Below are 24,436 nucleotides of genomic sequence, written 5' to 3' on the forward strand. Positions count from 1 at the left end.
CGTGGCGGTAGTCGGAGTAGGCATCGATCTGGTTTCCATACCGGATTTCGCTGAGCAGGTTGATCGGCCAGGCACGGTTTTCGCCGAGACGTTCACGCCAGGTGAGCGCCGGGACGCCGCGGACAAGAGTTCGTCGGCGGCCCGGCACCTGGCGGCCCGGTGGGCCGCCAAGGAGGCGGTGATCAAGGCCTGGTCGGGGTCGCGGTTCTCCAAGCGTCCGGTGCTGCCGGAGGACATCCACCGCGACATCGAGGTAGTGACCGACATGTGGGGCCGTCCGAAGGTCCGGCTGTCGGGCGAGATCGCCCGGCACCTGGAGAACACGACCATCCACGTGTCGCTCACCCACGAGGCGGACACCGCCGCCGCCGTCGCGATCATCGAGGAGCTCGAGCCCTAGCACCACCTCAGCACCGCGAGCGTGCGCGTCTGTTGCCCGACACGCCGTGCCTGGTCAGCATTTCGCGCACGCTCGCTGGGCTCGACGGTGACGCTAGTGTCATCACCATGAGTGACGTGGTGCAGCGGGTGCAACAGGTATTGCCGTCGGTGCGGGCCGATCTGGAGGATCTGGTCCGCATTCCCTCGGTGTGGGCTGACCCGGCCCGCCGCGACGAGGTCGCCCGCAGCGCCGAAGCCGTCGCAAAGCTGTTGTCCGATGCGGGTTTTCCCGACGTCAAGATCGTCAGCGAAGGCGGCGCGCCGGCCGTCATCGCCCACTACCCGGCCCCGGCGGGAGCGCCCACGGTCCTGCTGTACGCCCACCATGACGTGCAGCCCGAAGGCGATCCCGCTCAATGGAACTCCGCGCCGTTCGAACCGCAGGAGCGCGACGGCCGGCTCTACGGCCGCGGTACCGCCGACGACAAGGCGGGTATCGCAACGCATCTGGCCGCGATCAGAGCCTTCGACGGCACACCGCCGGTCGGTGTGACCGTGTTCGTCGAAGGGGAAGAAGAATCGGGTTCCCCGTCATTGGGTGCCCTGTTGGAGGCCCATCGTGATGCCTTGGCCGCCGACGTCATCGTCATCGCCGACTCGGACAACTGGAGCACCGAAACCCCGGCCCTGACGGTGTCATTGCGAGGGCTTGCGGATTGCGTCGTCGAGGTCGCGACCCTGGACCATGGATTGCATTCGGGCCTGTGGGGCGGAGTGGTGCCAGACGCGCTGAGCGTGCTGGTGCGGCTGCTGGCCAGCCTGCACGACGACGCGGGCAACGTCGCAGTCGCCGGCCTGCACGAGGCGTCCGCCGCGGACGTCGACCGCGGCGAGGGCTGGGTCCGCCAGGAATCCGGACTGCTCGACGGCGTATCCGAAATCGGTTCGGGCTCAGTGGTCCAACGCATGTGGGCCAAGCCCGCCATCACCGTGATCGGTATCGACACCACGCCGATCGGCAAGTCCTCCAACACCCTCATCCCGCGCGCCCGCGCCAAGATCAGCATGCGGGTGGCGCCCGGCGGTGACGCCCGTGCGCACCTCGATGCGCTGACGCGTCATCTCCAGCAGCACACCCCGTGGGGCGCGCAACTGACCGTCACACCCGGTGACGTCGGGCAGCCGTACGCCATCGACGCCAGCGGCCCGGTGTACGACGCGGCCCGCGCCGCGTTCCGGCAGGCCTGGGGCACCGATCCGGTGGACATGGGCATGGGTGGCTCGATCCCGTTCATCGCCGAGTTCGCCGCGGCGTTCCCCGCCGCGACGATCCTCGTCACCGGAGTCGAAGATCCCGGCACCCAGGCCCACAGCATCAACGAGAGCCTGCACCTCGGCGTGTTCGAGAAGGCGGCCACCGCCGAGGCGCTGCTGCTGGAGCGGCTCGGTCAGCTAGACCGATAGGTCACGGCGCAGCTTGGCGACGTGGCCGGTCGCCCGCACGTTGTACTGCGCGACGGCGATCTTGCCCTTCTCGTCGACGACGAACGTCGAGCGGATCACGCCTTGAACGGTCTTGCCGTACATGGTCTTTTCGCCGTACGCGCCCCACTCGGTCAGCACCTTGCGATCCAGATCCGACAACAGCGGGAAGGTGAGGCCTTCGTTGTCGCGGAACTTCGCGAGCTTCTCGGGTTTGTCCGGCGAAATCCCGATCACGTCGAGACCCGCGCCGTTGAGCTCGGCGAGGCTGTCGCGGAAATCGCAGGCCTGTTTGGTGCAGCCTGGCGTCGACGCGGCAGGGTAGAAGTACACGATGACCTTGCGGCCCTTGTAGTCGGAAAGCTTGACGATGTTGCCATCGGCGTCGGGCAGGCTGAACGCGGGGGCGGTGGCACCCACCTCGAGACGCGGGGTTGGCGGCATGCGCGAAATTCCCTTCTGGTCGACCGGTGCCGTTGATATGGAGCAGGCTGATCTAGGGTAGTTCGGCAGGGCAGCACGACACGGAGCGGCTTGGAGGAGCACAGTGGCGAACCGGGACCCGGAGAGCATCAAGCGCGAGATCGATCAGGCTCGCGATCAGTTGGCGCTGACTGTCGACTCCCTGGCCGAGCGGGCCAATCCGCAACGGCTCGCCGACGATGCCAAGGCCGCGGTGATCGGATTCCTGCGCAAGCCCGCCGTGACGGCTTCGCTGGCCGGGGCCGGCCTACTGGTGGTCTTCGTCGTCATCCGCCGGGTCAAGAACCGCTGACGCCTTGCGGCCCGGCTGACGCACCGCGTGGCGGTGCGGGAGTTCGGCTCAAGCCGATTCGCCGCTCAGCGGCCCAAAGCTAACTCGCCGCTCAGCGGCGGCGGCCCGGGAGGAGCCAGTCTGCCAACGAAAAACCCGGCGGATTGGCGGTGCGGCCGAGGCGACTGCAGCTATGCACCATCAGGGGACGTTGCGCAGCAACATCGGAACGATGCGAGGGGTGGGCATTGTCCGCACCGGCACTCGTGGGCATAGCTAACACCTCGCTTTCTCGCAATCTGCGCCGATGTCTCGTGATGTCGGCAGTTCAGCTAATTACAGGCTAGCAGCATTCTCGCCCTCTGACCAGCGAATCAGCGCACTGCCGATTGTCAAACAGTAACTATCGCCAGCGTCAACACTCGGTTGTATGGAGCGCCGCTAGGTAATGTTCTCCGCGCGATAGCACATTTGCGATGCCGGCAAGGGCATCAGATGGAGGCTCGTGGTATGTCGCTATTCGCAATCGTCGGCTGATTGCTGACAACTGGCACGCAGGCGTCGGACCTGATCTGGCCACCGATTGGCGCATCATGATCGATTTTGCTGTGAGATTGCTCTGGGTCTGATGCTCGGGTTCAGAATTGATCCGTCAGCTACGTGAACCGGCAGCGTCAATTTGTATTTCCGCTGCTGCGCAAGGTAATTCCGCTGATTCTCCGGCGAACGGCGTGAGGCTCTCGAACTGAACCCAGGGTGTGTCGTGAACGGCTCTTATTGTCCAAGTGGTTGCTACCGCATGGGTCGCCAGCTAACCCGAATTTTTCGCGGAATGTTGCCTTTGGCGGTGTGTAGATAAGCGAAAGTGCCTGTCCTGCAAGGGATAATTGGACTTCTCTACGGTTCAAAGATCCTGACGGGAAGGCACTTCGCAGGTGAAGAATATCGCGGCCGCATCGCGGGTGAAAGTGTCGGCCGACGGCCATGGCGTCGTGTCGCATGCCGGGATGGGCCTGCTACGTGAACTGGCCGATCGGACCGGGTTATCGGCGCAGGTCACGGCTGCTTTGGCCGACACCTACCGCGGGCCGTGGGTGTATGCGCCCGGAGACGTGTTCGCTGATCTGGCGGCTGCGGTTGCTGACGGGGCGGACTGCATCGACGGGGTCGGCCAGCTCTGCGGCGACCGTGAGCACGCCTTCGGTGCGAAAGCCTCGACGACCACGATGTGGCGGCTGGTCGATGAGCGCATCGACGCCGCACACCTACCCGCGGTGCGGGCGGCCCGAGCGGGCGCGCGGGCGGCGGCCTGGGCCGCCGGTGCCGCCCCGCTCCGGGTGACTGGCTGCACATCGACATCGACGCCACCCTGGTGATCGATCACTCCGACAACAAAGGCGGTGCGACGCCGACCTGGAAGAAGTCGTTCGGGCACCATCCGCTGCTGGCATTTCTGGACCGCCCCGAGATCGCCGGCGGGGAAGCCCTGGCCGGGCTGCTACGCACCGGCAACGCCGGCTCCAACACCGCCAGCGACCACGTCATCGTGCTGGCCCAAGCGCTGGCAGCGCTGCCCGCGGCCTGGCGACCCGACCCCAGGGCTGGCGATCATCCCGACAAGCCCAAGGTGCTGGTGCGCTGCGACACCGCCGGAGCCACCCACACCTTCGCCGACGCCTGCCGGGCCGCCGGGGTGGGGTTCTCCTTCGGTTACCCCGTCGACTGGCGCGTCCAAGACGCGGTGGACACCCTCAACCTCGCCGAGGGCTGGTACCCGGCGATCGGCACCGCCGGCGGTCTCCGCGACGGCGCCTGGATCGCCGAAGCCACCACCCTGGTCAACCTGTCGTCGTGGCCACCGGGCACGCGGCTGATCCTGCGCAAAGAAAGGCCGCATCCGGGCGCCCAGCTGCGATTCACCGACGCCGACGGGATGCGGATCACAGCGTTCATCACCGACACACCACCCGGCGTCGTGTCAGGACAGGTCGCCGGCCTGGAACTGCGCCACCGTCAGCACGCCCGCGTCGAAGACCGCATCCGCGAACTCAAAGCCACCGGCCTGCGCAACCTGCCCTGCCACTCATTTTGGGCCAACGCCGCATGGCTGGAAATCGCCCTCACCGCCGCCGACCTGGTCACCTGGTGCCGACTCATCGGATTCCGCACCCACCCGGGCCTGGCCCGCACCGAGATCGCCACCTTCCGCTACCGGGTCCTCCACGTCGCCGCCCGCATCACCCGCAGCGCCCGCCAAACATGCCTACGTCTCGACGCCACCTGGCGATGGGCCGCCCAGATCGCGACCGCCTGGCAGCACATCCGCACCGCCTTCGACTGATCCACAGCTCATCTGATCCAACTGACGAAAGGCCCACTGGCCCTGGGAAAGCCCGCCCAGCCCGGCGATAAGGGACCACCCCGCCACGCCCCGTGACCGCAGAAGCCACCTCACGGCCCATCTTGCCCCAACGCTCCACCGCAATCACCTTGGACGAAAAATCGAGGCTAAGGTCAAAAGCGGATCTTGGCCGGGGGAGACGCGCCGGGATTCGAGCGGAATCGCAACACGGGCCTGCCGTGTGACAAGGGGAGATCTGCAATGCAGCAAACATATTTGAGATTTGCCGGCATCATCGCACTTGCCGCTACTGGCGCTCTTGGCGTCGGGTGTTCGAACAATTCGACGGGTTCGGGGAGCGAGACCAGCCGACCTGCCAGCGAAGCCACCACCGGAGCGGAATCCGGTAGTGCAACTCCGGGCGAGTCGGTTGCCCCGGGTGCCGACGGGACCGCCACCCCAGGTGCGCCCGCCGCCGAACCCGGCGCGCCAGGCAATGCAGGAACTCCGGGTGCCCCTGGTGCTCCCGGTGAGCCGGGCGCTCCCGGTGTCCCTGGCGAACCTGGCGCCCCCGGCGGCCCCGCACCCGGTGCGCCGAATACCGGTCCTGCGGACAGCACGACGATCGTCACGCCCAACGGCTCCTTCGTCGTGCAGGGCATCATCCTGCAGAAGTACAACGCGACCGGCGGCGCGAGCAGCCCGCTCGGTCTACCGACCGCGAGCGAGGCGGCCGCGCCCAACGGCGGTCAGTTCAGCACCTTCAATGGCGGTGCGATCTACTGGACGCCGCAGACCGGGGCACACATCGTCTGGGGCGGTATCCGCGACGCGTGGGAGCGCGACGGCGGCGCAGGCGGCCGCCTGGGGTATCCCACATCGGACGAGGCGACGATCCCCGGCGGATGGCAGTCGCAGTTCCAACACGGGACCATCACCTATACCGACGGTCAGGCCAAGGTCGAGGCTCGCTGACCGTCTTCTGACACCTTCTGACGACTCGCATCGGTGCGCCAGTGGTGCCGGTGCGAGTCGTCGTTCACCCACCCACCTGGAGGTCACATGGCGCACGTGAGTGACGAAACCCTCAATGAGCTACGCCGAGAGCTCAATCGTTTCAAGAGTGAGCAGTATCGCGACCGCGGCTATGCCGCAGCCCATCTCGCCGGCGCTGTGGAAATGCTGCTTGAGGAAGCCGAGCAGAGTATCAGCGAGCGCTATCAGGCCGGCTGATGTCCGCAAACGAAAAAGCCCCAGGATCACTGGGGCTTTTCGTTTGTGCGCCGTCAGGGTTTCGAACCCCGGACCCGCTGATTAAGAGTCAGCTGCTCTACCAACTGAGCTAACGGCGCGCGCATGGAACGATAACAGGCCATGCGCCCAAGGTGAAATCCGCTGGCCCGTGTCGCTCGTTCGAGACCGTGCGTAAGTCCTCGATCAGACGTTCCCTTAGACTATTGCCAGAATTCGTCGGTTTGCTGACGTCATGTGAGGTGGAACGAGAAATGTGGCAGGTGCAGGCATTGACCCGGCCGGGGCGAAAACGGCTCCGCCGCGCGGCCGTTGCCCTGGCTCCGGCTGTGATCTTCGGCATATCGGCATGCACGGGTGCCGTCTCGGCGCCCCCACCGCCTGTGATCGCCGACAAGGGCACGCCATTCGGTGATCTGCTGGTGCCGAGGGTGAATGCCTCGGTGGCCGACGGAGCGGTCGGCGTGGCGGTCGACGCCCCGGTGACCGTGAGTGCGGAGAACGGCGTGCTTGGCAGCGTCAGCATGGCCGACGCCAACGGCACCCCGGTGGCGGGCAAGCTCAGCGCCGACGGCCTGACGTGGTCCAGCACTGATCCGCTCGACTTCAACGAGCGGTACACCCTCAGCGCTCAATCACTCGGTCTCGGTGGGGTGGCCAACCGGCGCATCACCTTTCAGACGCATTCCCCGGCGAACCTGACCATGCCCTACGTGCTGCCCAACGACGGCGAGGTCGTCGGCATCGGCCAACCGATCGCGGTGCGGTTCGACGAGAACATCACCGACCGGCTGGCCGCGCAGCGCGCCATCACCGTCAAGACCGATCCGCCCGTCGAGGGCGCCTTCTACTGGCTGAGCAATCGCGAGGTGCGTTGGCGCCCAGCCACATACTGGAAGCCCGGCACTGCGGTGGACGTGACGGTGAACACCTATGGTGTGCGGTTGGGTGACGGGCTGTTCGGGCAGAAGAACGTCGCCAACCACTTCACCATCGGCGACGAGGTGATCGCGACCGCGGACGACAACACCAAGACCCTGACCATCCGGCGCAACGGCGAGGTCGTCAAGACCATGCCGATCTCGATGGGCAAGAACAGCACGCCGACCAACAACGGCACCTACATCATCGGCGACCGCTTCAGTCACCTGATCATGGACTCGTCGACCTACGGCGTTCCGGTCAACTCGCCCAACGGGTATCGCACCGAGGTCGACTTCGCCACCCAGATGTCCTACAGCGGCATCTACGTGCACGCGGCACCGTGGTCGGTGGGCAGCCAGGGCTACAGCAACACCAGCCACGGATGCCTGAACGTGAGCACCGCCAACGCCCGCTGGTTCTACGAGAACACCAAACGGGGTGACATCGTCGAGGTGGCCAACACCGTCGGTCCGGTGTTGCCGGGCACCGAAGGCCTGGGCGACTGGAACATCCCCTGGGACCAATGGCGCGCCGGCAACGCCGGAACGTGACCTACTTGACCGAACGGTCCAGCGCGGCAAGCGATTCGGCGAGGAACTCCTTGTCGAACGGGGGCATGCCGACCTGATCGCGGAAGCTCTGCGGCGTACCGGTCCAGTCGTAGGTCAGGGTGACGTCGGTGTTCTCGCCGTTGGGGGCCAGGTCATAGCGCCACCACCAACCGCCCGGATTGTGCTTGCCGGCCTCATCGAGCTGACCGGGAATCCAGGCGATGGTGCGGTTCTTGTCGAATTCGCTGACCAGGTTGTGCATGACGTAGTGTCCGCCGGCCTGCGGCAGGAACATGTTGATCGCGAAGATCTGCCCGGTGCCGGTGATGGGTTGTGGATCGATCGCGTCGCGCACCCAGTCTCCGGGTTCGGTGTCCTTGTGCCGGGCCGGATCTGACAGGACGGCGAAGACCGCACCGGGTGCGGCGGCGATGGTGTGGGTGACGACGTAGCGCTCGGGTTCGGTCACTGGGAATCCTCTCCGTAGAAGCGGGCGATATCGGGACTGTCGAGCCACCCCGAATAGGTGGGCCGTTTCGGCCAGCCCTCGGGGGAGTCCTGCCACTGTTCCTGCCTGCCCCACGGCAGCAGGTCGATGAGCGCGAAGCTGTGGCTGAGCTGTTCGGTGCCGCGGCCGTTGGTGTGCCAAGTCCGGTAGACGGTATCCCCGTCGCGCAGAAACACATTCACCGCGAAGCCGTCACCGGGAGCGGCGTCCATGTCGGTGCCGAACGAGCTCTCCGACGACGAATACCAGTGCATCTTGTTGCCGACCTTGTCCCGGTAGGCCAGAGCTTCCTCGATGGGCCCGTTGGTGACGATCACGAAGCGGGCGTCGTAATTGTCGAGGAACTCCAACCGGGTGAACTGAGAGGTGAACCCGGTGCAGCCACCGCACTGCCATTCGGCCCCGTCGTTCCACATGTGGTGGTAGGTGATGAGCTGTGAGTGGCCCGCGAACACGTCGGCCAGCCCGACGGGCCCCTCGGCGCCGACGAGCGTGTACTCGGGCAGTTTCACCATGGGGAGGCGACGCCGCTCGGCGGCGATCGCGTCCAGTTCGCGGGTGGCGGCCTTCTCGCGACGACGCAGATCGCCCAGCGCGCTGCGCCAGGTCTGCTCGTCGACCACGGGTGGCTTGGCTGTCGTCATCGGATGCTCCTTCGCTACATGCTTTACACGACGCCGGTCTCTCGTACTGACCCGCCGTGCGTCCGGAACTCATCGCGCACGGTACTGTCCGACGGCGAAGGGTTACCTAACATCTCAGAAAGCGGGGGCAACCAGGATGAGCGGCCACCAACCCGATACTGCCGGGCTGCGACTTCTCGTCGTCGGCGCCTCCTCGGGCATCGGTCATGCCGTCGCGATCAGCGCCGCCGCGCGCGGAGCGAAGGTCGCGGTGGCGGCCCGGCGCGTCGAACTGCTGACCTCGCTGGCGGACTCGATCGGTGGTTCGGCGTTCGAGCTCGACGTCGAAGACTCCGGAGCCATCACCCGCGTGGTCGACGCCGCGGCGCAGAGCCTCGGCGGTCTCGACGGCGTGGTGTTCACCAGCACCGTGGTGCCGTTCGCCTATGTCGAGGACACCGATGTCGCCACCTGGCTGCACGCGTTCAGCGTCAACACCGTCGGTGCCAACAACGTGCTGCGGGCCGCGTTGCCGCATCTGTCCGACAACGGCGTGATCCTGATCGCCTCGAGCCACGACGTGGGCCGGCCACGCGCTGGGGTGGCCGCCTACGGCGCCAGCAAGGCCGCGCTCGACGAGATCCTGCACTCCTGGCGCAGTGAGCATCCCGAGCTCTCCATCCTGCGGGTCGGTATCGGCCCGACCGAGGACACCGAGATCCTGCGCGGTGCCGACCGTGATCTGCTGGCCCAGCTGTACGACTCGTGGGTCGAGCACGGGCAGTTGCCCAAGCGGATGTCGGCACTGCGCGACGTCGCCAACACCTTGGTGTCGCTGGTCAGCACCGCACACGAAAACCCCAGTGTGGTGCCGGAATTCGTGCAGCTGGCACCAAGGATCCGGCGGTCGGCGAAATCCGAAGCGGCACACTGACGGCTAGACCGGTGCCCGCCAGGTGATCAGGACGCGGCCGTAGAGCAGCCGCCGCACGGTTGCGCCGGGAAGTGCCTGACGGGCCTTGGCGCGCAACTGGCCGAACGTTTCCGACGGAGGCCATTTGATGGGGGCCGAGTGCTCCCACTTGCCCTTGGCGCGGTTGACGACGGCACACGCGGTCCAGGCCGGGACGTGCCAAGCGATTTCGCGCAGCGACGGTTTCACGAACGTCGTCACCGCGACCGTCCCGCCGGGACGTACCAGGGACGCGAACCGGGTGAGGGCGGCCCCGGTGTCGTCGAAATGGTGCAGGGCGGCGTTGGAGACCACCGCGTCGAAGGCGTGCGCGGGGAGGTCTGTCGACATGACATCGCCGTGGATCCAGTTGACCGGCGCCGCGGGGAAGCGGATCTGGGCGCGGTCGAGCACCGGCTCATCGATGTCCACTGCCATCACGTCCGGCACCCGCTGGGCCAGCCGGGCGGCCAGGAAGCCATCGCCACACCCGACGTCGAGAACGGTGTGGGCATCCTGCGGGACCTTCGAATCGAGCAGCCCGTCGTAGTGAATGTTGATGTTCCACGGTTGGTTGTCCACTACTTCGTGGATACCAGGTTCTGCCGGGCATCATCGGGGCTGACCCCAAAAACGCCGCCTACTTGCGTAGACGGCGTTCTGTCGGGGTGGCTGACGGGAACGGTCGGAGACACTCGCCTGCGCTTGCGCACACCTTCTGCGCGTATCCGTCTCGCTTCCAGAAGCAAGGGTCGCGGCCGGTGTGCTGCCGCCTGCCTACGCGGAAGCTAGTCCCTCTTCTCAAGCGCCGCTTCGGCCCAGTAGCCACCCATTCCTGACGGTATGGCGATGACACGGATGGTGCGTGGTGTCGGTTGTTGTCCGGGGCAGAGTTGTTGGAGTTTCATGTCGAAGGCGCGGGCATGGTCAACAGCGTCGCCGTACCAGGGCACGAGGGTAGCGGGATGCTCTTGGTCGCCTTTGTCTTCGACACTGACGAGGGCGTATTGGCACGCAGGTGGCGGTAGCACTGCCGTGATGTTCTCGGCGATCGTCTTGTTGGTGACATCGTTTTCTGGGTGGCCATGGAATCGGAGGAGGTCAACGTTGTCGGGATTCCTGGTGTTGAGTCCTGAGACGATGGCCTCGGCGGCTTTTTGCTGAATAGCGGGGGTGTAATCCCTCATCCCGTATGAGTTGTGACTTCCGTAGGGGTTTCTGCTATCGACGATGTGCCAGTACCAGAACCATGTGACGGCCCCACCTACAACGATCACGGCGACAACGCCGGCTACGGTCACGGTTCGTCGGATGTTCTTGTTGACTGGCATGTTCACTCTCCGGGGTAGTGCAGGTGGACGAACTCAACGTTCGCTGATCCGCCAGTGAAACCGGGACCGTCCGGCATCCAGTCGTTATGGAAGTTGTTGTCGCCGTTCGCATGTTGGTCTACAACGTCGACCAGCCTGCTGTTCTGCATTTCTTGGCCGACGTAGACAGCGGTGTGGTTGATCGTTCCAGTGGCTTCGTCGTGGTAGTAGATGAGGTCTCCAGGCACTAACCCGGCTTTTGATGGTGCGAGGGGGTCGAGTGCGGCTCGGGTGGGCATCGGTGACGTTCCGACGACCTCGCCACGACCAGAGTTGACGATGAAGTCGCGATTGGCTTGCGCCACCGACCATGTGTTGGACCGGTCGTTGCCCGGAAAGTGGAGACCATTGTTGTAATACCAGTCGTCAGCGTCGCCGCGGTGCCAATCATCGATCCCGTCCCCGACATCTTTGAAGCCCCCGGCGCGCATGACTTGAGAGGCGAAGTTGGTGCAGTCCCCGCCGCCGTCGCCGAAGTTCTCATAGTCGGGGTTCGCCCGGTGTGGATCAGCAGCGCTTCCGGCCCAGCGGTCGGCGTACTCAATGGCACGTCGCCGCGCTTCTGACAGTGGCTGCGCTGGGTTGGCAGGACCCGTCTTGAAGTCCACGGAACGCACCGTGCTGGTCTCCGGTGCTTCGTGGAAGTTGAACCCGTCGAGTGGGGCCAGTGCGGCGGTGATCTTGGCGGCGGTTTCTCCGTCGATTCGGGCCAGATTTTGCACCCGTTCGGAGATTTCGGCGGCGAACGCCTTGGCCTGGGCCTGTCGAGTCTGCGCTGCGCGGAGCATGGTCCAGGACTGGTCGGTGACCGAAAAATCTTGTCCGACAGTAAAGCCTGTCGCCTCGGCTTCTTCGATGGTGTCGAGAACCTGGCGTTTGGCCCATATCAGGTCCCCAGCACCGTGGCGAGCGGCGGAGGCGGCGGCGTGGAGGCAGTCGGCCGCACCGCGCACTGTGACGACATCGTCCCAAGCGCGGGCGGCGGCGGCATCGTATCCCGCACCCTCCCACATGGTGCCGACGGTCTGGGTGTGCAGAGACTCGAAAGTGGACTCCCACCGTTGTGCGGTGGTGGACCAATGGTTGTCAGGGGTCTCGAGGTGGGCCACGTCAAGGGCTTCGACATCAGCACGCGTCAGGGTCGTGGCCCCGGTGATAGCAGTCATCAGACCTGCATGGTCTGGCCGACTTCGGTGACGTGGTTCGCCGAGTCCTCATCGACGAGGGCATAGGAGCCGCTCGCGTACGGACCTTTGCGCCGGTCGCGCGGGAGCGGTTGGCCAGGGTGGCCGCGGCGGCGGTAACCAGGCTGTGCCCGGTCTGACAGCGCTTGTGGTTGCCCATACCGGCGACCCGGCTAAGGAGGGCGCGGGGGTGCCGATCAAGGTGGCAGCTGCCTTGTCGTGTGCACCGGCGAGTTGCTGTAGGTCCGTTATGTCGACCTCAAGATTCTCGGCCATCACCGTCCCCGACCCGCTCGACGTACCGGTCAGCAGTCAAGCATCCCGCTTCGCGCGTCCTCTCAGAACTGACTTTCGGGAAACTGCGGGGCCCCGGGTGCCGGGCACCTACCGGTCCCGACACCGAAAAACGCCGCCTACTTGCGTAGACGGCGTTCTGTCGGGGTGGCTGACGGGACTCGAACCCGCGACAACCAGGATCACAACCTGGTGCTCTACCAACTGAACTACAGCCACCATCGCCGCTTTCGCCTTTCGGCACACGCGGCGTCGTAGATACTAGCCGCTCGGACGCTGGAGTGCCGAATCGTTATCTCCGGCGTTGTCTGAATCTGGTCCCAGCGTGCTGGCCACGGCTGCAATGTCGCTGGTAGACGGCCCGGGCGGGGCGACGAAGGCCGTGGCGCGGTAGTACTTCAACTCCCGGATCGACTCGTGGATGTCGGCCAGCGCGCGGTGTGCGAGCCCCTTCTCGGGCTGGCCGAAGTAGATCCGCGGGTACCAGCGCCGGCACAGCTCCTTGATCGAGCTGACGTCGATCATCCGGTAGTGCAGGTAATCGTCGAGTTTGGGCATGTCGCGGGCGATGAAGCCGCGGTCGGTCGCGATGGAGTTGCCGGCCAGCGGTGCGGTCTTGGCCTGTTTGACGTGGCCGCGGATGTAGTCGAGCACCATTTCCTCGGCGGTCGCCACGTCGACGGTGGAGGCGCGTACCTCTTCGATGAGCCCCGACCGGGTGTGCATCTGGGTCACGATGTCCACCATTGAGTCCAGCGCCGCGTCGTCGGTATGGATGACCACGTCCAAGCCGTCACCCAGAATGTTCAGGTCCGCGTCGGTGACCAGCACCGCGATCTCGATGAGCCGGTCATTCTTGAGGTCGAGGCCGGTCATCTCGCAGTCGATCCACACCAGTTCGTCTCGCACGAAGGTCCACAGTATGCCCAAACCCGACAAGCGGTCGCCCGCACCCACCGCGCGGGCGGATTGCCCAGTAGTGTCAGGTCCCGATTGGCTCGTTCGCGCATACGGGAGGACCGCGGCATGACCACCGAATCGACAGCAACCCCCGCGCAGCAGATCGCCGCCGGCTACGCCGTCGGGGGACAGGCGTTGGAGCTCGGGGCCGTGGTTGTCGACGGGGCCGTCGACCCGGGCGCCCAGATCCGCATCCCGCTCGCGACGATCAACCGGCATGGGTTGATCGCGGGTGCCACGGGCACGGGCAAGACCAAGACTCTGCAGGTGATCGCCGAGCAGCTGTCGGCGGCCGGGGTGCCGGTGGTGATGGCCGATGTGAAGGGTGACCTGTCGGGAGTGTCGAAGCCAGGGGAGGCCAACGACAAGACCGCGCAGCGCGCCAAGGACACCGGTGACGACTGGGCCGCGACCGCGTTCCCGACGGAGTTCCTGTCGCTGGGCACGTCGGGTCTCGGCGTGCCGGTGCGTGCGACGATGACCAGCTTCGGCCCGATCCTGCTGTCAAAGGTGTTGGGCCTCAACGCAACTCAGGAGTCGACTCTCGGCTTGATCTTCCACTGGGCCGATCAGAAGGGGCTGTCGCTGCTGGATCTGAAGGATCTGCGGGCGGTGATCCAGTACCTCACCAGCGACGAGGGCAAGCCCGAACTCAAGGCGCTCGGCGCGGTGTCGCCTGCCACCGCCGGGGTGATCCTGCGAGCTTTGGTGAACCTGGAGGCCGAAGGGGGCGACACCTTCTTCGGCGAGCCTGAGCTGGAACCGAAGGACCTGATGCGCGTCGACGCCCAGGGCCGTGGCGTCATCACGCTGCTGGAACTGGGCGCGCAGGCGGCGCGTCCGGCACTGTTCTCCACCTTCTTGATGTGGGTGCTGGCCGACCTGTTCACGACACTGCCCGAGATCGGTGACGTCGACAAGCCCAAGCTGGTGTTCTTCTTCGACGAGGCGCATCTGCTGTTCGCAGACGCGTCGAAGGCATTCCTGGAGCAGGTCGAGCAGACCGTCAAGCTGATCCGCTCCAAGGGCGTCGGCGTCTTCTTCTGCACCCAGTTGCCCACCGACGTGCCCAACGATGTGCTGTCGCAGCTGGGCGCCCGCGTCCAGCACGCGCTGCGGGCCTTCACCCCCGACGATCAGAAGGCGCTGTCCAAGACGGTGCGCACCTATCCGAAGACCGATGTCTACGACCTGGAGAAGGCGTTGACGTCGCTGGGCATCGGTGAGGCGATCGTGACGGTGCTCTCCGAGCAGGGCGCGCCGACGCCGGTGGCGTGGACCCGGATGCGAGCGCCGCGCTCGTTGATGGCCGCCATCGGCGACGACGCGATCAAGGCGGCCGCGCAGGCCAGCCAGCTGCAGGCGACCTACGGGCAGACCGTCGACCGCGAGTCGGCGTACGAGTTGCTCAACGCCAAGCTGAACGCCGCGCCCGCGCCGGAGGAAGGCGACGCCGGTGGCTTCGCAGGCGTCGAGGCGTCCGGTGAGGTGGAACCGATGCCCGCGCCGGCTCAGCGTGCCGAGCCGGGCATCGTGCAGCAGGTGCTGGCGAGCTCGGCCTTCAAGAGCGCGTTGCGGTCGGCGGCCACCGTCGCGGGGCGGGAAATCACCCGCAGCATCTTCGGGGTCGGCCGCCGCCGCTAGCCTTCGCCCGCCGCCCTTTGCCGCCGCGGAACTGCACTCCCGGTCGTCAAACGCGACGTTTAACGACCGGGAATGCAGTTCCGGCGAAACCGGCGGCCGGCGAAAAGCCGCAGAAGCTAGTCGCCGCCGAGCTTCTTGTACACGGCACCGACGATCGGTGTGACGATGGCGCGCGGAGCGTAGCCGCTGGCCACCGACATGGCCTTGGATGTGACGCCGGGGACGACGCGCATCTTGTTGTGCTCCAAGCCATCCAGCGACAGCTTCGCGGTGTACTCGGTGGAGATCCACAGGAAATCCGGGATCAGCCGTTCGACCAGTGACTGCTCGGACTGATCGGGCAGTTCGGTGCGTACCGGGCCGGGTGCGAGCACGGTGACGTGCACACCGGAGCCCTTGACCTCGCCGCGCAACGACTCGCTGAAGGTGTTCGCGAAGGCCTTGGTGGCCGCGTAGGTAGCGTTGTTGGGAATCGGCGAATTGCCTGCCGCCGAACCGGAAATCAGGATTCCGCCGGCTCCGCGTTTGACCATGCCCGGCAGAACAGCGAGGACGAGGTCGTGCACGCCGAGGACATTGAGCTGAACCTGCGCTTTTTCACCGGCGGGGTCGAGGTTGACCACCGGCCCGAACGTGGCCGTGCCTGCGTTGGCGCACAGGATCGAGATCTCCCGGGACGCCAACTCATCGCACAGCGTCGCCCGGGCCGCCGGGTCGGCGAGGTCGACACCGCGCACCTCGACGGTCACGCCGTAGCGCTCGGTGAGTCGCTGCGCCAACGTGTTCAGCACGTCCTCGCGCCGGGCGGTGATGATCAGGTGGTGTCCGCGGGCGGCGAGCTCGGTGGCCAACGCCTCGCCGATGTTCTGCGAGGCGCCGGTGACGACGGCGCGGGCGTCCGGACTGGGTGCGGGAACTGGCATGGGGCTCATCCTAGAAGTAGCCAGGAGCCATAAAGTGTCGGTCATGATCAACCCCAGGCGGGCGCGGGTGGTCGCGTGGGCCTTGTGGGACTGCGGCGCGACGGGCCTGAACGCGATCGTCGTCACCTTCGTTTTCTCCGTGTACCTGACCGGCAGCGTCGGGGCGGGCCTGCCTGGCGACACGACGCCGGCGAGCTGGCTGGGCCGGGCCATGACGGTCGCGGGTCTGGTGGTGGCGCTGCTGGCGCCTGCCACCGGAATCTGGGTCGACGCGCCACAGCGCAGGCGCCGGGTGCTCGCGGTGATGACCGGTGCGGCGGTGATCTTGACGTCGGCGATGAGCCTGATCCGCGACGACAACCGCTACCTGTTACCGGGCTTGGTGTTGTTGGCGTGCACGGCGGCCTGCAACGAGCTCGCCACGGTGCCCTACAACGCCATGCTGCGGCAACTGTCCACCCCGGAAACCTCGGGGCGGATCTCAGGACTGGGCCTGGCGCTGGGGTACGGCGGCAGCGTCCTGCTCTTGCTGCTGGCCTATGTCGGCTTCATCGCCGGTAACGGCGACACCCGTGGGTTATTGGACATCCCGGCGCAGGATGGTCAGAACGTGCGGGCGGTGATGCTGCTCACTGCGGCGTGGTTCGTGCTGTTCGCGCTGCCGGTGTTCGTGGTGGTGCCGAGAGTGACCGATGCGTTACCGGTCGAACGGGTGGGGCTCTTCGGGGCCTATCGCAAGCTGTGGGACGAGATCCGCAGCGAATGGCGTCGTGATCACAACGTCGTCTACTACCTGCTGGCGAGCGCGGTGTTCCGCGACGGGCTGGCCGGCGTGTTCGCGTTCGGCGCGGTGCTCGGCGTCAACGCCTACGGCGTGTCCGAGGCCGACGTGCTCCTGTTCGGCATGAGTGCGTGCGTGATCGCGGCATTCGGGTCGGTCGTCGGCGGCATGCTCGACGACCGGGTCGGTTCCAAGCCGGTCATCGTCGGCTCGCTGGCGTGTCTGATCGCGGTGGGACTCACCCTGCTGTCGCTGTCGGGACCGGTGGCCTTCTGGGTGTGCGGCTTGATGCTGTGCCTGTTCATCGGACCGACGCTGTCGTCAGCGCGCACGATGATGTTGCGGATCTCCGCCGAGGGCAAGGAAGGTGTGGCGTTCGGCCTGTACACGACGACGGGGCGTGCGGTGTCGTTCCTGGCGCCGTGGCTGTTCTTCACCTTCATCGACGCGTTCGGCGCCGACCGGGCAGGCATGGGCGGGCTGTGCCTCGTGCTGGCGATCGGCCTGGCGGCCATGGTGGCCGTGCGCACGCCGCAGCATGTGCACAACGCGGTGTAAGCGCGTCAGGGCGCCGCGCCGGCACACACCGTCAGGCCGGTCCCGGTGCGGTGCTGGGTCTGCACCCCGTTGACGGTCACCGAACAGCTGATCTCCGGTCCGAAGTTGATGACCGTGACGCTCGCGGTCTGGGAGGCCGGTTGCGGCAGCTCGACCTGCTTGCTCCACGGCAGCATCACGTTGAACTCCGTCTGCAGCATGTTGCCGGTGTCGATGTAGGTGATGTTGATCGCCCGGCCCTCCCCGGTGACCGAGTAGGTGACGGTGTCGGTGGCGCCGGGCGCCGACGACGTTGTGGGCGAGGTCGGGGTGGTGATCGGTGGTGCCGCGGTCGGGCTCGGGATGTGCGACGTCGTGGTCGGCGTGCTGCGGGTGGTGGTCGCGCTGGGCTGCGGGCTCACCGGCGGGGCAACGACGGTTTCCTGCTGCGAGCTGTTGATGATGACCAGGGCAATCACCAGGCCGACCACGAGCAGCACCGCCACCGCCGCCAGGATCCACAGCCACATCCGCGGCCCATCGTCATCGGGCTCCTGCTCAGGCGGCTGACCCGGCGGCGGGTAGCCCGTCCCGTACTGGCCGGTTGCGTTGGGGCCGTACCCATAGGAAGGGTAGGGGGGCAGTTGCTGGGTCGGATTCGACATCGAATTCGGCCCGGCCGGGTAACCGGGTGGCTGGTACGGAGGCTGGTCGGCGTAGGCCGGCTCCGGATAGTCCACCGGGTATCCGCTGCCGAGCGGTTGGGTCGGATCAGAACCCTCGCGGCGTGGTGAATCGGTCATGCCCACCTCATGGCAGCAGGGTACCTGTGCGGGCGCTCAGTGTGCTCGCACGGACAGTGGCGGAGAGGAGTACGGGGAGTGGAGCGGCACGTTCGGGTGAACTACGGCGCGTCGTTGTCGCCGGATGCGACGGCGTTCGCCCACCTGGTCGACGACGGTGGTTATCCGCGCGCGGTGCAGAGGTTCCTGCGCGGCTGGCGGGCCAGCTCGTCTCGTGACGTGGAACTGCCCATCGTGGGTCCCGTCACGCGGGTCATCCACTCGGCCGACGGGCATTGGCTGGCCTGTGAGGTCGCGCCTGAAGGTGGCACCCGCAGCCAGATCTGGGTGGTGACAACCGATCCTGACGACCGTGATGCCCGCCGCGTCGACATCTGGCCGCCGGACGCCCCGGAGGGCACCGCCGAACTGATCGGCTGGGACGGCACGCAGGTGGCCGCGATTCTCACCGGTGACGACGGCGTCGGCAGCTCGTGCCTGATCGACCCGGCGACCGGTGACACCACTGTGCTCGACCGGCGGTCCGCAGGCCGTCTCGTCGACTCCTGGGCAGGCGCGTCGCTGGTGCGGGTCGGGCCGCGCGGGTACCGCGAGCTCATCATGCTGTGGGGTCAGCGGGAGATCGCGCTGCTGCCGTTCGACCCCGGGTCCACCACTGACGCAGGCGTCATTCTCGACGATCATCAGCCGCGCCGGATGCGCAGCGGTCTGGAGGGTGAGACCGCGCTGATCGAGCCGGCCAAGAACTATCCGTTGGGTAGCTCGGAAGGCTATGTGCGGGCGCTCATCCGCAGTGAGAACGGCGCGTCTCACGCGCGGCTGATGGAGGTCACGGTGACCGCGGAAGGCGTGTCGTATCACGTCGTCGCCGAACGGCCCGGCTATGAGCTCGACGAGTTCGTGGTCAGCGACGACCTGTCGACGGTGGCGATGTTGTGGAACATCGACGGCTGCAGCGAACTGCAGATCTTGGAGTACGCCGACGAAACGCTGTCCGAACCGATCCCGCTGCCCGGCATGGTGGCCAGCGAATTGAGCATCAGCGCAGGCGGTTCCATGGTCGCGATGACCGTGCAGGGGCCGTCCCTGCCGCCGACTGTGGAACTGGTCGACCCGCGGACGAGGGAATGGGAACGTATCGACCGTCAGCCCAGCCTCGGACCGCTCACCGGCACACCGACTTTGGAGCGGATCACCGCGCGCGACGGCCTGGAACTCAACGCGTGGCTGTACCGGCCCGACCGGGAGCCGATCGGCGCGATGATCTTCCTGCACGGCGGCCCGGAGGGGCAGGCGCGGCCCGACTACAACGAGTTCTATCCGAGGCTGCTCGAGGCCGGTATCGCGGTGCTGACGCCGAACGTGCGCGGATCCGGAGGGTTCGGCAGGGCGTTCATGCACGCCGACGACAGGGAACTGCGTTTCGCAGCCATCGACGATGTGGCCGATTGCGTGCGCTATCTCGTCGAGCGCGGACATGCGCGGGCCGACCGCATCGCATGTAGCGGCTGGTCCTACGGCGGCTATCTGACGCAGGCGGCGTTGACGTTTCATCCCGAACTGTTCGCCGCGGGCATCAGTATCTGCGGGATGAGCGATCTGAACACCTTCTACCGCAATACCGAACCGTGGATCGCCGCCGCGGCGCATCCCAAGTACGGGCACCCGGTGGCCGATCGCGACCTGTTGGAGCGGTTGTCGCCGTTGGTGCGGGCACCCGCGCTGACGGCACCGCTGCTGTTGGTGCACGGTGCCCACGACACCAATGTGCCGGTCGGGGAGTCCGAGCAGATGTACGACGCGCTGCGCGCACTGGGGCGCACGGTGGAACTGCTGATGTTCGACGACGACGGCCACGAGATCGTCAAACGGGAGAACCGGGCCGTGCTGGGCGAGGCGATGACGAAGTGGCTGCTCGCGGCGTTCGCCGGCTAACGGGTGGCGTGCAGCGCCGCCAGCGTCATCCGGCGCAGCACCTCACGTGAACGCGCTTTGGGTGCAGCGGGTTTCACGCTGTACGGGGTGGAGTTGAGCAACCCGAACGCGGCGTGCGCCATCACCCGGGCGTCGTCCTCGGCCAATTGCGGGTCGAGCCGGGTCAGTACCGACACCCAGATCTCGACATATTGTCGCTGCGAGCGGCGGACCTGGCGCGCCGCGGTATCGGGCAGGTGGGCCAGGTCGCGGTCCTGGATGCGGATCAGGTCGGGTTCGTCGAACACGAAGTCAAGGTGGAAGTCGACGAGGTCGTCCAGTGCCGTGCGCGCATCGTCGTCTTTGGCGATGACGTCGCGCGCACCGGCGAGCAGTCGGGTGCTGATGCCGACCAGCAGCTCCACCAGCATCGCTTCCTTGTTGGGGAAGTGCCGGTAGATCGCGGGCCCGCTGACACCGACGGCTGCGCCGATGTCCTCGAGTCGGACCGCGAGGTAGCCACGTTCGGCCACCAGACGTTCCGCGGCGGCGATCAGCTGGCTGCGGCGATCGGATTTGGCCTGGCTGCGTCGGGTGACGGCGCTGTTCGGCATGGCGCCTCCGGGGGTAGACAACTCGGTTAATCGTGACTAACATACCACGAGTTAGTCGTCATTAACTCAAATGGAGCTGCCTTGTCATCGCATACAGACGACCATCTGGCGTTGGTCGCGCAGCTGCGCACCAAACTCGCCACCGCGGCCCTCGGCGGACCGGAACGGGCCCGGGAACGACACGTCAGCCGGGGCAAGCTGCTCCCGCGCGATCGGGTCGACGGCCTGCTCGACGCGGGCAGCCCGTTCCTGGAGATCGCGCCGCTGGCCGCCAACGGCATGTACGACGATGAATGCCCGGGCGCCGGGATGATCGCGGGCATCGGCCGGGTGTCCGGCCGCGAATGCGTCATCGTCGCCAACGATGCAACCGTCAAAGGTGGGACGTACTACCCGATCACGGTCAAGAAGCACCTGCGGGCACAGGAGATCGCGCTGCAGAACCAGCTGCCGTGCATCTACCTGGTGGACTCCGGCGGCGCGTTCCTGCCGCGCCAGGACGAGGTGTTCCCGGACCGGGAGCATTTCGGCCGGATCTTCTACAACCAGGCCACCATGAGCGCCAAGGGCATCGCCCAGATCGCGGCCGTGCTGGGATCGTGTACCGCAGGCGGCGCGTACGTGCCTGCCATGAGTGACGAGGCGGTGATCGTCCGCAACCAGGGCACCATCTTCCTGGGTGGCCCGCCGCTGGTGAAGGCCGCGACCGGCGAGGTCGTGACCGCCGAGGACCTCGGCGGCGGCGACCTGCACTCCAAGATCTCCGGCGTCACAGACCATCTGGCCCATGACGACCGGGACGCGCTGCGCATCGTGCGCAACATCGTCTCGACACTGGGCCCGGCCCAGGAGCCGCCGTGGGCGGTGGAGCCCGCCGTCGACGCCGTCGCCGATCAGACCGAGCTCTACGACGTCGTACCCGTCGACCCCCGGGTGCCCTACGACGTGCACGAGGTGATCACCCGGATCGTCGATGACGGCCGGTTCAACGAGTTCAAGGCCGAATACGGCACCACGCTGGTCACCGGCTTCGCGCGCATCCACGGCCACCCCGTCGGCATCATCGCCAACAACGGTGTGCTGTTCGGCGAATCCGCGCTCAAGGGTGCGCATTTCATCGAACTGTGCGACAAACGCAAGACGCCGCTGCTGTTCCTGCAGAACATCTCGGGCTTCATGGTGGGCCGCGACTACGAGGCAGGCGGCATCGCCAAGCACGGCGCCAAGATGGTGACCGCCGTGGCCTGCGCGCGGGTGCCGAAGCTGACCGTCGTGATCGGTGGCTCGTACGGTGCAGGCAACTACTCCATGTGCGGCCGGGCGTATTCGCCGCGCTTCCTGTGGATGTGGCCCAATGCCCGCATCTCGGTGATGGGCGGCGAGCAGGCCGCGTCGGTGCTGGCCACGGTGCGCGGCGAGATGACCGACGAGCAGGCCGAAGAATTCAAGGCGCCGATTCGCGCCCAGTACGAGCACCAGGGCAATCCCTACTATTCGACGGCGCGACTGTGGGACGACGGCGTGATCGATCCCGCTGACACCAGAACCGTGCTCGGACTTGCCCTTTCGGTTGTGGGCCAGGCTCCGCTCGAGCCGGTCTCCTACGGCGTCTTCCGGATGTGAGGCAGAGATGACGACTTTCGACACAGTGCTGGTCGCCAACCGCGGCGAGATCGCGGTGCGGGTCATCCGCACCCTGCGCGAAATGGGAATCCGCTCGGTCGCCGTGTTCAGCGAGGCCGACGCCGGGGCCAGGCATGTCCTCGAAGCAGATGTCGCGGTGTGCATCGGCCCGGCGGCGGCACGGCAGAGCTACCTCGACATCGCGGCTGTTGTCGACGCCGCCCGGCGCACCGGAGCGCAGGCCGTGCACCCGGGCTATGGATTCCTTTCCGAGAACGCCGAATTCGCCGCCGCCCTGCAGGCGGCCGACATCGTGTTCATCGGGCCGCCGGCCACCGCGATCGCCACCATGGGCGACAAGATCGCCGCCAAGGCGGCGGTGTCGGCGTTCGGAGTCCCTGTCGTGCCTGGTATCTCGCGTCCGGGACTCACCGACGACGACCTCATCGGCGGCGCCCCCGACGTCGGCTTCCCGGTACTGGTGAAGCCCTCCGCCGGCGGCGGTGGCAAGGGTATGCGGGTGGTGCACGAGGCCGCTGAACTGCCGGGTGCGCTGGCGTCGGCCCGCCGCGAGGCCGCCGCCGCATTCGGCGACGACACGCTGTTCCTGGAGCGGTTCGTGTTGCGGCCCCGGCACATCGAGGTCCAGGTACTCGCCGACGGCCACGGCAACGTGATCCACCTCGGCGAGCGTGAATGCAGCCTGCAGCGCCGCCACCAGAAGGTCATCGAGGAGGCGCCGTCCCCGCTGTTGGATCCCGCCACCCGGGCCCGGATCGGCGCTGCCGCATGCGATACCGCACGCAGCGTCGACTACACCGGCGCGGGCACCGTGGAGTTCATCGTCTCGGCCGACAAGCCCGACGAGTTCTTCTTCATGGAGATGAACACCCGGTTGCAGGTCGAACACCCGGTCACCGAGATGGTCACCGGTATCGACCTGGTGGAACAGCAGATTCGGGTCGCCGCAGGCGACAAGCTCATGCTCAGTCAGGACGACATCGTGATGACCGGGCACGCTGTCGAGGCCCGGGTGTACGCCGAAGATCCCGCCAACGGCTTCCTGCCGACCGGCGGACCGGTGCTCGGGCTGAGCGAACCCACCGGAGCCGGTGTCCGCGTGGACTCCGGTTTGACGGCCGGAACCGTGGTCGGCAGTGACTACGACCCGATGCTCGCCAAGGTGATCGCCCACGGCGACGACCGCGCCGCGGCGCTGCACACGCTGGACCGGGCGCTGGCCGACACCGCGGTTCTGGGCGTCACCACCAACACCGAATTCCTGCGTTTCCTGCTGGCCGACCCCGATGTGGTTGCGGGCCGGCTCGACACCGGCCTGCTGGACCGCCGCGCACCCGATTTCACCCCGGCCGCCGTCGGAGACGAACAGATGATCGCGGCTGCGGCGTACCTGTGGCTGCGGCACTGGTCGGAGGCGGGCGACAGCCTCTGGCAGGTGCCGTCGGGCTGGCGCGTCGGCGGCCGCGCAGCCGCGGCGTTCCGGCTGCAGACCAGTGGCCGCACCGACCACGTCTATCTCACCGGAACCCCGGACCGCGCCACGGCGACCGTCGAGAACGGTGGAAACCACACCGTCAGTGCCGCTTTCGACGGTGGCTTGCTGGCCGTCACGTTGGATGGCCTGCGCACCGAATACCTGGTCGCCGCAACCGACGGTCGGCTGTGGCTGACCGGCGGCGGGCGTGTCTGGACGGTCGAGGAGGTGCGCGAGGCGCCGGTGCGTCCCGATGACGAGCACAGTGGCGACGCCGAGCTGACCAGCCCGATGCCGGGTTCGGTTGTCGCCGTTGGCGTCAACCACAGCGACGCGGTCGTCGCGGGCGCCATGGTGGTCACCGTCGAGGCCATGAAGATGGAACACGCATTGACCGCCCCGGTCGACGGCACCGTGGAACTACTTGTCGCCGTGGGCGACCAGGTCAAAGTGGGTCAGCCGCTGGCCCGAATCACCGCTGCAATCGAGGAGGCCCAATCATGACCGGCAAGCGAGTAGCGAAGGCG

At 66.7% G+C, this 24,436-nt stretch carries 22 protein-coding genes, 2 tRNA genes and 1 pseudogene; 13 read left to right on the top strand and 12 right to left on the bottom strand.

All coding sequences use genetic code 11. The annotated features are described in order from the left end of the window. Position 1 precedes the first annotated feature (1 nt). Positions 2-400, top strand: coding sequence for a holo-ACP synthase AcpS (acpS, locus tag BTO20_RS11020; protein ID WP_087075797.1), 399 nt, complete (start codon positions 2-4; stop codon positions 398-400). Between the two features lie 107 nt (positions 401-507). After that, complete coding sequence (locus BTO20_RS11025; RefSeq protein ID WP_198344333.1) at positions 508-1,845, top strand: dipeptidase; 1,338 nt, start codon at positions 508-510, stop codon at positions 1,843-1,845. Here the strand turns inward: BTO20_RS11025 and bcp are convergent. Further along, positions 1,834-2,307, bottom strand: a complete 474-nt coding sequence (bcp, locus tag BTO20_RS11030) for a thioredoxin-dependent thiol peroxidase (protein WP_087075799.1) — start codon at positions 2,305-2,307, stop codon at positions 1,834-1,836. The genes BTO20_RS11025 and bcp overlap by 12 nt on opposite strands. A 103-nt stretch (positions 2,308-2,410) precedes the next feature. Between bcp and BTO20_RS11035 the strand changes: the two genes are divergently transcribed. The 4 genes and pseudogenes from BTO20_RS11035 to BTO20_RS11050 all read left to right on the top strand — a co-directional run bounded on the left by BTO20_RS11035 (position 2,411) and on the right by BTO20_RS11050 (position 6,191). Continuing rightward, a complete protein-coding gene (locus BTO20_RS11035) occupies positions 2,411-2,638 on the top strand; it encodes a DUF3618 domain-containing protein (RefSeq protein ID WP_029371977.1) in 228 nt (75 codons plus the stop codon). Positions 2,639-3,552: 914 nt separating this feature from the next. After that, positions 3,553-4,958, top strand: a pseudogene (locus BTO20_RS11040) (IS1380 family transposase). 261 nt (positions 4,959-5,219) lie between these two features. Beyond that, positions 5,220-5,933: an LGFP repeat-containing protein gene (locus tag BTO20_RS41080; protein ID WP_087075801.1), complete on the top strand. Its 714-nt coding sequence runs from the start codon at positions 5,220-5,222 to the stop codon at positions 5,931-5,933. A 96-nt stretch (positions 5,934-6,029) separates the two neighbouring features. After that, complete coding sequence (locus BTO20_RS11050; protein WP_087081938.1) at positions 6,030-6,191, top strand: hypothetical protein; 162 nt, start codon at positions 6,030-6,032, stop codon at positions 6,189-6,191. A gap of 46 nt (positions 6,192-6,237) precedes the next feature. On the opposite strand, the gene BTO20_RS11055 is transcribed toward BTO20_RS11050, so the two are convergent. Next, positions 6,238-6,310 (bottom strand) — tRNA-Lys (locus tag BTO20_RS11055). Positions 6,311-6,463: 153 nt separating this feature from the next. Between BTO20_RS11055 and BTO20_RS11060 the strand changes: the two genes are divergently transcribed. Next, the gene (locus tag BTO20_RS11060) at positions 6,464-7,684 is read left to right on the top strand and encodes a L,D-transpeptidase (RefSeq protein ID WP_087075803.1); all 1,221 of its coding nucleotides are present in this window, start codon (positions 6,464-6,466) and stop codon (positions 7,682-7,684) included. Position 7,685: 1 nt separating this feature from the next. Here BTO20_RS11060 and BTO20_RS11065 read toward each other — a convergent pair whose 3' ends face one another. Together BTO20_RS11065 and BTO20_RS11070 are read right to left on the bottom strand one after the other, a co-directional pair. Further along, positions 7,686-8,153 carry an SRPBCC family protein gene (locus tag BTO20_RS11065; RefSeq protein WP_087075805.1) on the bottom strand — a complete coding sequence of 156 codons (468 nt, stop codon included), beginning with the start codon at positions 8,151-8,153 and terminating at the stop codon, positions 7,686-7,688. After that, positions 8,150-8,836 carry a DUF899 domain-containing protein gene (locus BTO20_RS11070; protein WP_087075809.1) on the bottom strand — a complete coding sequence of 229 codons (687 nt, stop codon included), beginning with the start codon at positions 8,834-8,836 and terminating at the stop codon, positions 8,150-8,152. The genes BTO20_RS11065 and BTO20_RS11070 overlap by 4 nt, the downstream gene beginning before the upstream one ends. Before the next feature lie 136 nt (positions 8,837-8,972). On the opposite strand from BTO20_RS11070, the gene BTO20_RS11075 reads away from it, so the two are divergent. Then, positions 8,973-9,749, top strand: coding sequence for an SDR family oxidoreductase (locus BTO20_RS11075; RefSeq protein ID WP_087075811.1), 777 nt, complete (start codon positions 8,973-8,975; stop codon positions 9,747-9,749). Positions 9,750-9,752: 3 nt separating this feature from the next. On the opposite strand, the gene BTO20_RS11080 is transcribed toward BTO20_RS11075, so the two are convergent. From BTO20_RS11080 to orn, 5 genes are all read right to left on the bottom strand, one after another. Beyond that, positions 9,753-10,349: a class I SAM-dependent methyltransferase gene (locus tag BTO20_RS11080; protein ID WP_087075813.1), complete on the bottom strand. Its 597-nt coding sequence runs from the start codon at positions 10,347-10,349 to the stop codon at positions 9,753-9,755. A gap of 206 nt (positions 10,350-10,555) precedes the next feature. Continuing rightward, positions 10,556-11,098 carry a hypothetical protein gene (locus tag BTO20_RS11085; protein ID WP_087075815.1) on the bottom strand — a complete coding sequence of 181 codons (543 nt, stop codon included), beginning with the start codon at positions 11,096-11,098 and terminating at the stop codon, positions 10,556-10,558. A gap of 2 nt (positions 11,099-11,100) precedes the next feature. Continuing rightward, a complete protein-coding gene (locus BTO20_RS11090) occupies positions 11,101-12,150 on the bottom strand; it encodes an amidase domain-containing protein (protein WP_157680183.1) in 1,050 nt (349 codons plus the stop codon). Between the two features lie 611 nt (positions 12,151-12,761). Continuing rightward, a tRNA-His gene (locus tag BTO20_RS11095) sits at positions 12,762-12,834 on the bottom strand. 42 nt (positions 12,835-12,876) lie between these two features. Further along, positions 12,877-13,524, bottom strand: coding sequence for an oligoribonuclease (gene orn, locus BTO20_RS11100; protein WP_083163917.1), 648 nt, complete (start codon positions 13,522-13,524; stop codon positions 12,877-12,879). A 117-nt stretch (positions 13,525-13,641) separates the two neighbouring features. Here orn and BTO20_RS11105 point away from each other — a divergent pair, with 117 nt between their 5' ends. Next, entirely contained in the window at positions 13,642-15,219 is a 1,578-nt protein-coding gene (locus BTO20_RS11105; protein WP_087075819.1) for a helicase HerA-like domain-containing protein, read from the top strand. Between the two features lie 116 nt (positions 15,220-15,335). Here BTO20_RS11105 and cmrA read toward each other — a convergent pair whose 3' ends face one another. After that, positions 15,336-16,142: a mycolate reductase gene (cmrA, locus tag BTO20_RS11110; RefSeq protein WP_087081945.1), complete on the bottom strand. Its 807-nt coding sequence runs from the start codon at positions 16,140-16,142 to the stop codon at positions 15,336-15,338. 43 nt (positions 16,143-16,185) lie between these two features. Here cmrA and BTO20_RS11115 point away from each other — a divergent pair, with 43 nt between their 5' ends. After that, on the top strand, positions 16,186-17,481 hold the full coding sequence (locus BTO20_RS11115) for an MFS transporter (protein ID WP_087075821.1): 1,296 nt from the start codon (positions 16,186-16,188) through the stop codon (positions 17,479-17,481). Positions 17,482-17,486: 5 nt separating this feature from the next. Here the strand turns inward: BTO20_RS11115 and BTO20_RS11120 are convergent, their stop codons facing one another. Beyond that, a complete protein-coding gene (locus BTO20_RS11120; RefSeq protein WP_198344334.1) occupies positions 17,487-18,263 on the bottom strand; it encodes an MmpS family transport accessory protein in 777 nt (258 codons plus the stop codon). A 78-nt stretch (positions 18,264-18,341) separates the two neighbouring features. On the opposite strand from BTO20_RS11120, the gene BTO20_RS11125 reads away from it, so the two are divergent. Further along, positions 18,342-20,198 carry an alpha/beta hydrolase family protein gene (locus BTO20_RS11125; RefSeq protein ID WP_198344335.1) on the top strand — a complete coding sequence of 619 codons (1,857 nt, stop codon included), beginning with the start codon at positions 18,342-18,344 and terminating at the stop codon, positions 20,196-20,198. Here BTO20_RS11125 and BTO20_RS11130 read toward each other — a convergent pair. Next, complete coding sequence (locus BTO20_RS11130; RefSeq protein WP_087075825.1) at positions 20,195-20,791, bottom strand: SACE_7040 family transcriptional regulator; 597 nt, start codon at positions 20,789-20,791, stop codon at positions 20,195-20,197. The two genes, BTO20_RS11125 and BTO20_RS11130, sit on opposite strands and share 4 nt — an antisense overlap. Positions 20,792-20,851: 60 nt before the next feature. Between BTO20_RS11130 and BTO20_RS11135 the strand changes: the two genes are divergently transcribed. Then, positions 20,852-22,414: a carboxyl transferase domain-containing protein gene (locus tag BTO20_RS11135; RefSeq protein ID WP_198344496.1), complete on the top strand. Its 1,563-nt coding sequence runs from the start codon at positions 20,852-20,854 to the stop codon at positions 22,412-22,414. Between the two features lie 7 nt (positions 22,415-22,421). After that, the gene (locus BTO20_RS11140) at positions 22,422-24,413 is read left to right on the top strand and encodes an acetyl-CoA carboxylase biotin carboxylase subunit (protein ID WP_087075829.1); all 1,992 of its coding nucleotides are present in this window, start codon (positions 22,422-22,424) and stop codon (positions 24,411-24,413) included. Positions 24,414-24,436: the final 23 nt, after the last annotated feature.

This window comes from Mycobacterium dioxanotrophicus (genome assembly GCF_002157835.1).
In the GTDB taxonomy this organism is placed as follows: Bacteria; Actinomycetota; Actinomycetes; order Mycobacteriales; family Mycobacteriaceae; genus Mycobacterium; species Mycobacterium dioxanotrophicus.

Coding starts and splice junctions, on each gene's coding strand:
- BTO20_RS11025 (WP_198344333.1), top strand. CDS start 508: ATGAGTGACGTGGTGCAGCGGGTGCAACAGGTATTGCCGTCGGTGCGG.
- bcp (WP_087075799.1), bottom strand. CDS start 2,307: ATGCCGCCAACCCCGCGTCTCGAGGTGGGTGCCACCGCCCCCGCGTTC.
- BTO20_RS41080 (WP_087075801.1), top strand. CDS start 5,220: ATGCAGCAAACATATTTGAGATTTGCCGGCATCATCGCACTTGCCGCT.
- BTO20_RS11060 (WP_087075803.1), top strand. CDS start 6,464: ATGTGGCAGGTGCAGGCATTGACCCGGCCGGGGCGAAAACGGCTCCGC.
- BTO20_RS11070 (WP_087075809.1), bottom strand. CDS start 8,836: ATGACGACAGCCAAGCCACCCGTGGTCGACGAGCAGACCTGGCGCAGC.
- BTO20_RS11075 (WP_087075811.1), top strand. CDS start 8,973: ATGAGCGGCCACCAACCCGATACTGCCGGGCTGCGACTTCTCGTCGTC.
- BTO20_RS11085 (WP_087075815.1), bottom strand. CDS start 11,098: ATGCCAGTCAACAAGAACATCCGACGAACCGTGACCGTAGCCGGCGTT.
- BTO20_RS11090 (WP_157680183.1), bottom strand. CDS start 12,150: ATGTGGGAGGGTGCGGGATACGATGCCGCCGCCGCCCGCGCTTGGGAC.
- BTO20_RS11105 (WP_087075819.1), top strand. CDS start 13,642: ATGACCACCGAATCGACAGCAACCCCCGCGCAGCAGATCGCCGCCGGC.
- cmrA (WP_087081945.1), bottom strand. CDS start 16,142: ATGCCAGTTCCCGCACCCAGTCCGGACGCCCGCGCCGTCGTCACCGGC.
- BTO20_RS11115 (WP_087075821.1), top strand. CDS start 16,186: ATGATCAACCCCAGGCGGGCGCGGGTGGTCGCGTGGGCCTTGTGGGAC.
- BTO20_RS11120 (WP_198344334.1), bottom strand. CDS start 18,263: ATGACCGATTCACCACGCCGCGAGGGTTCTGATCCGACCCAACCGCTC.
- BTO20_RS11130 (WP_087075825.1), bottom strand. CDS start 20,791: ATGCCGAACAGCGCCGTCACCCGACGCAGCCAGGCCAAATCCGATCGC.
- BTO20_RS11140 (WP_087075829.1), top strand. CDS start 22,422: ATGACGACTTTCGACACAGTGCTGGTCGCCAACCGCGGCGAGATCGCG.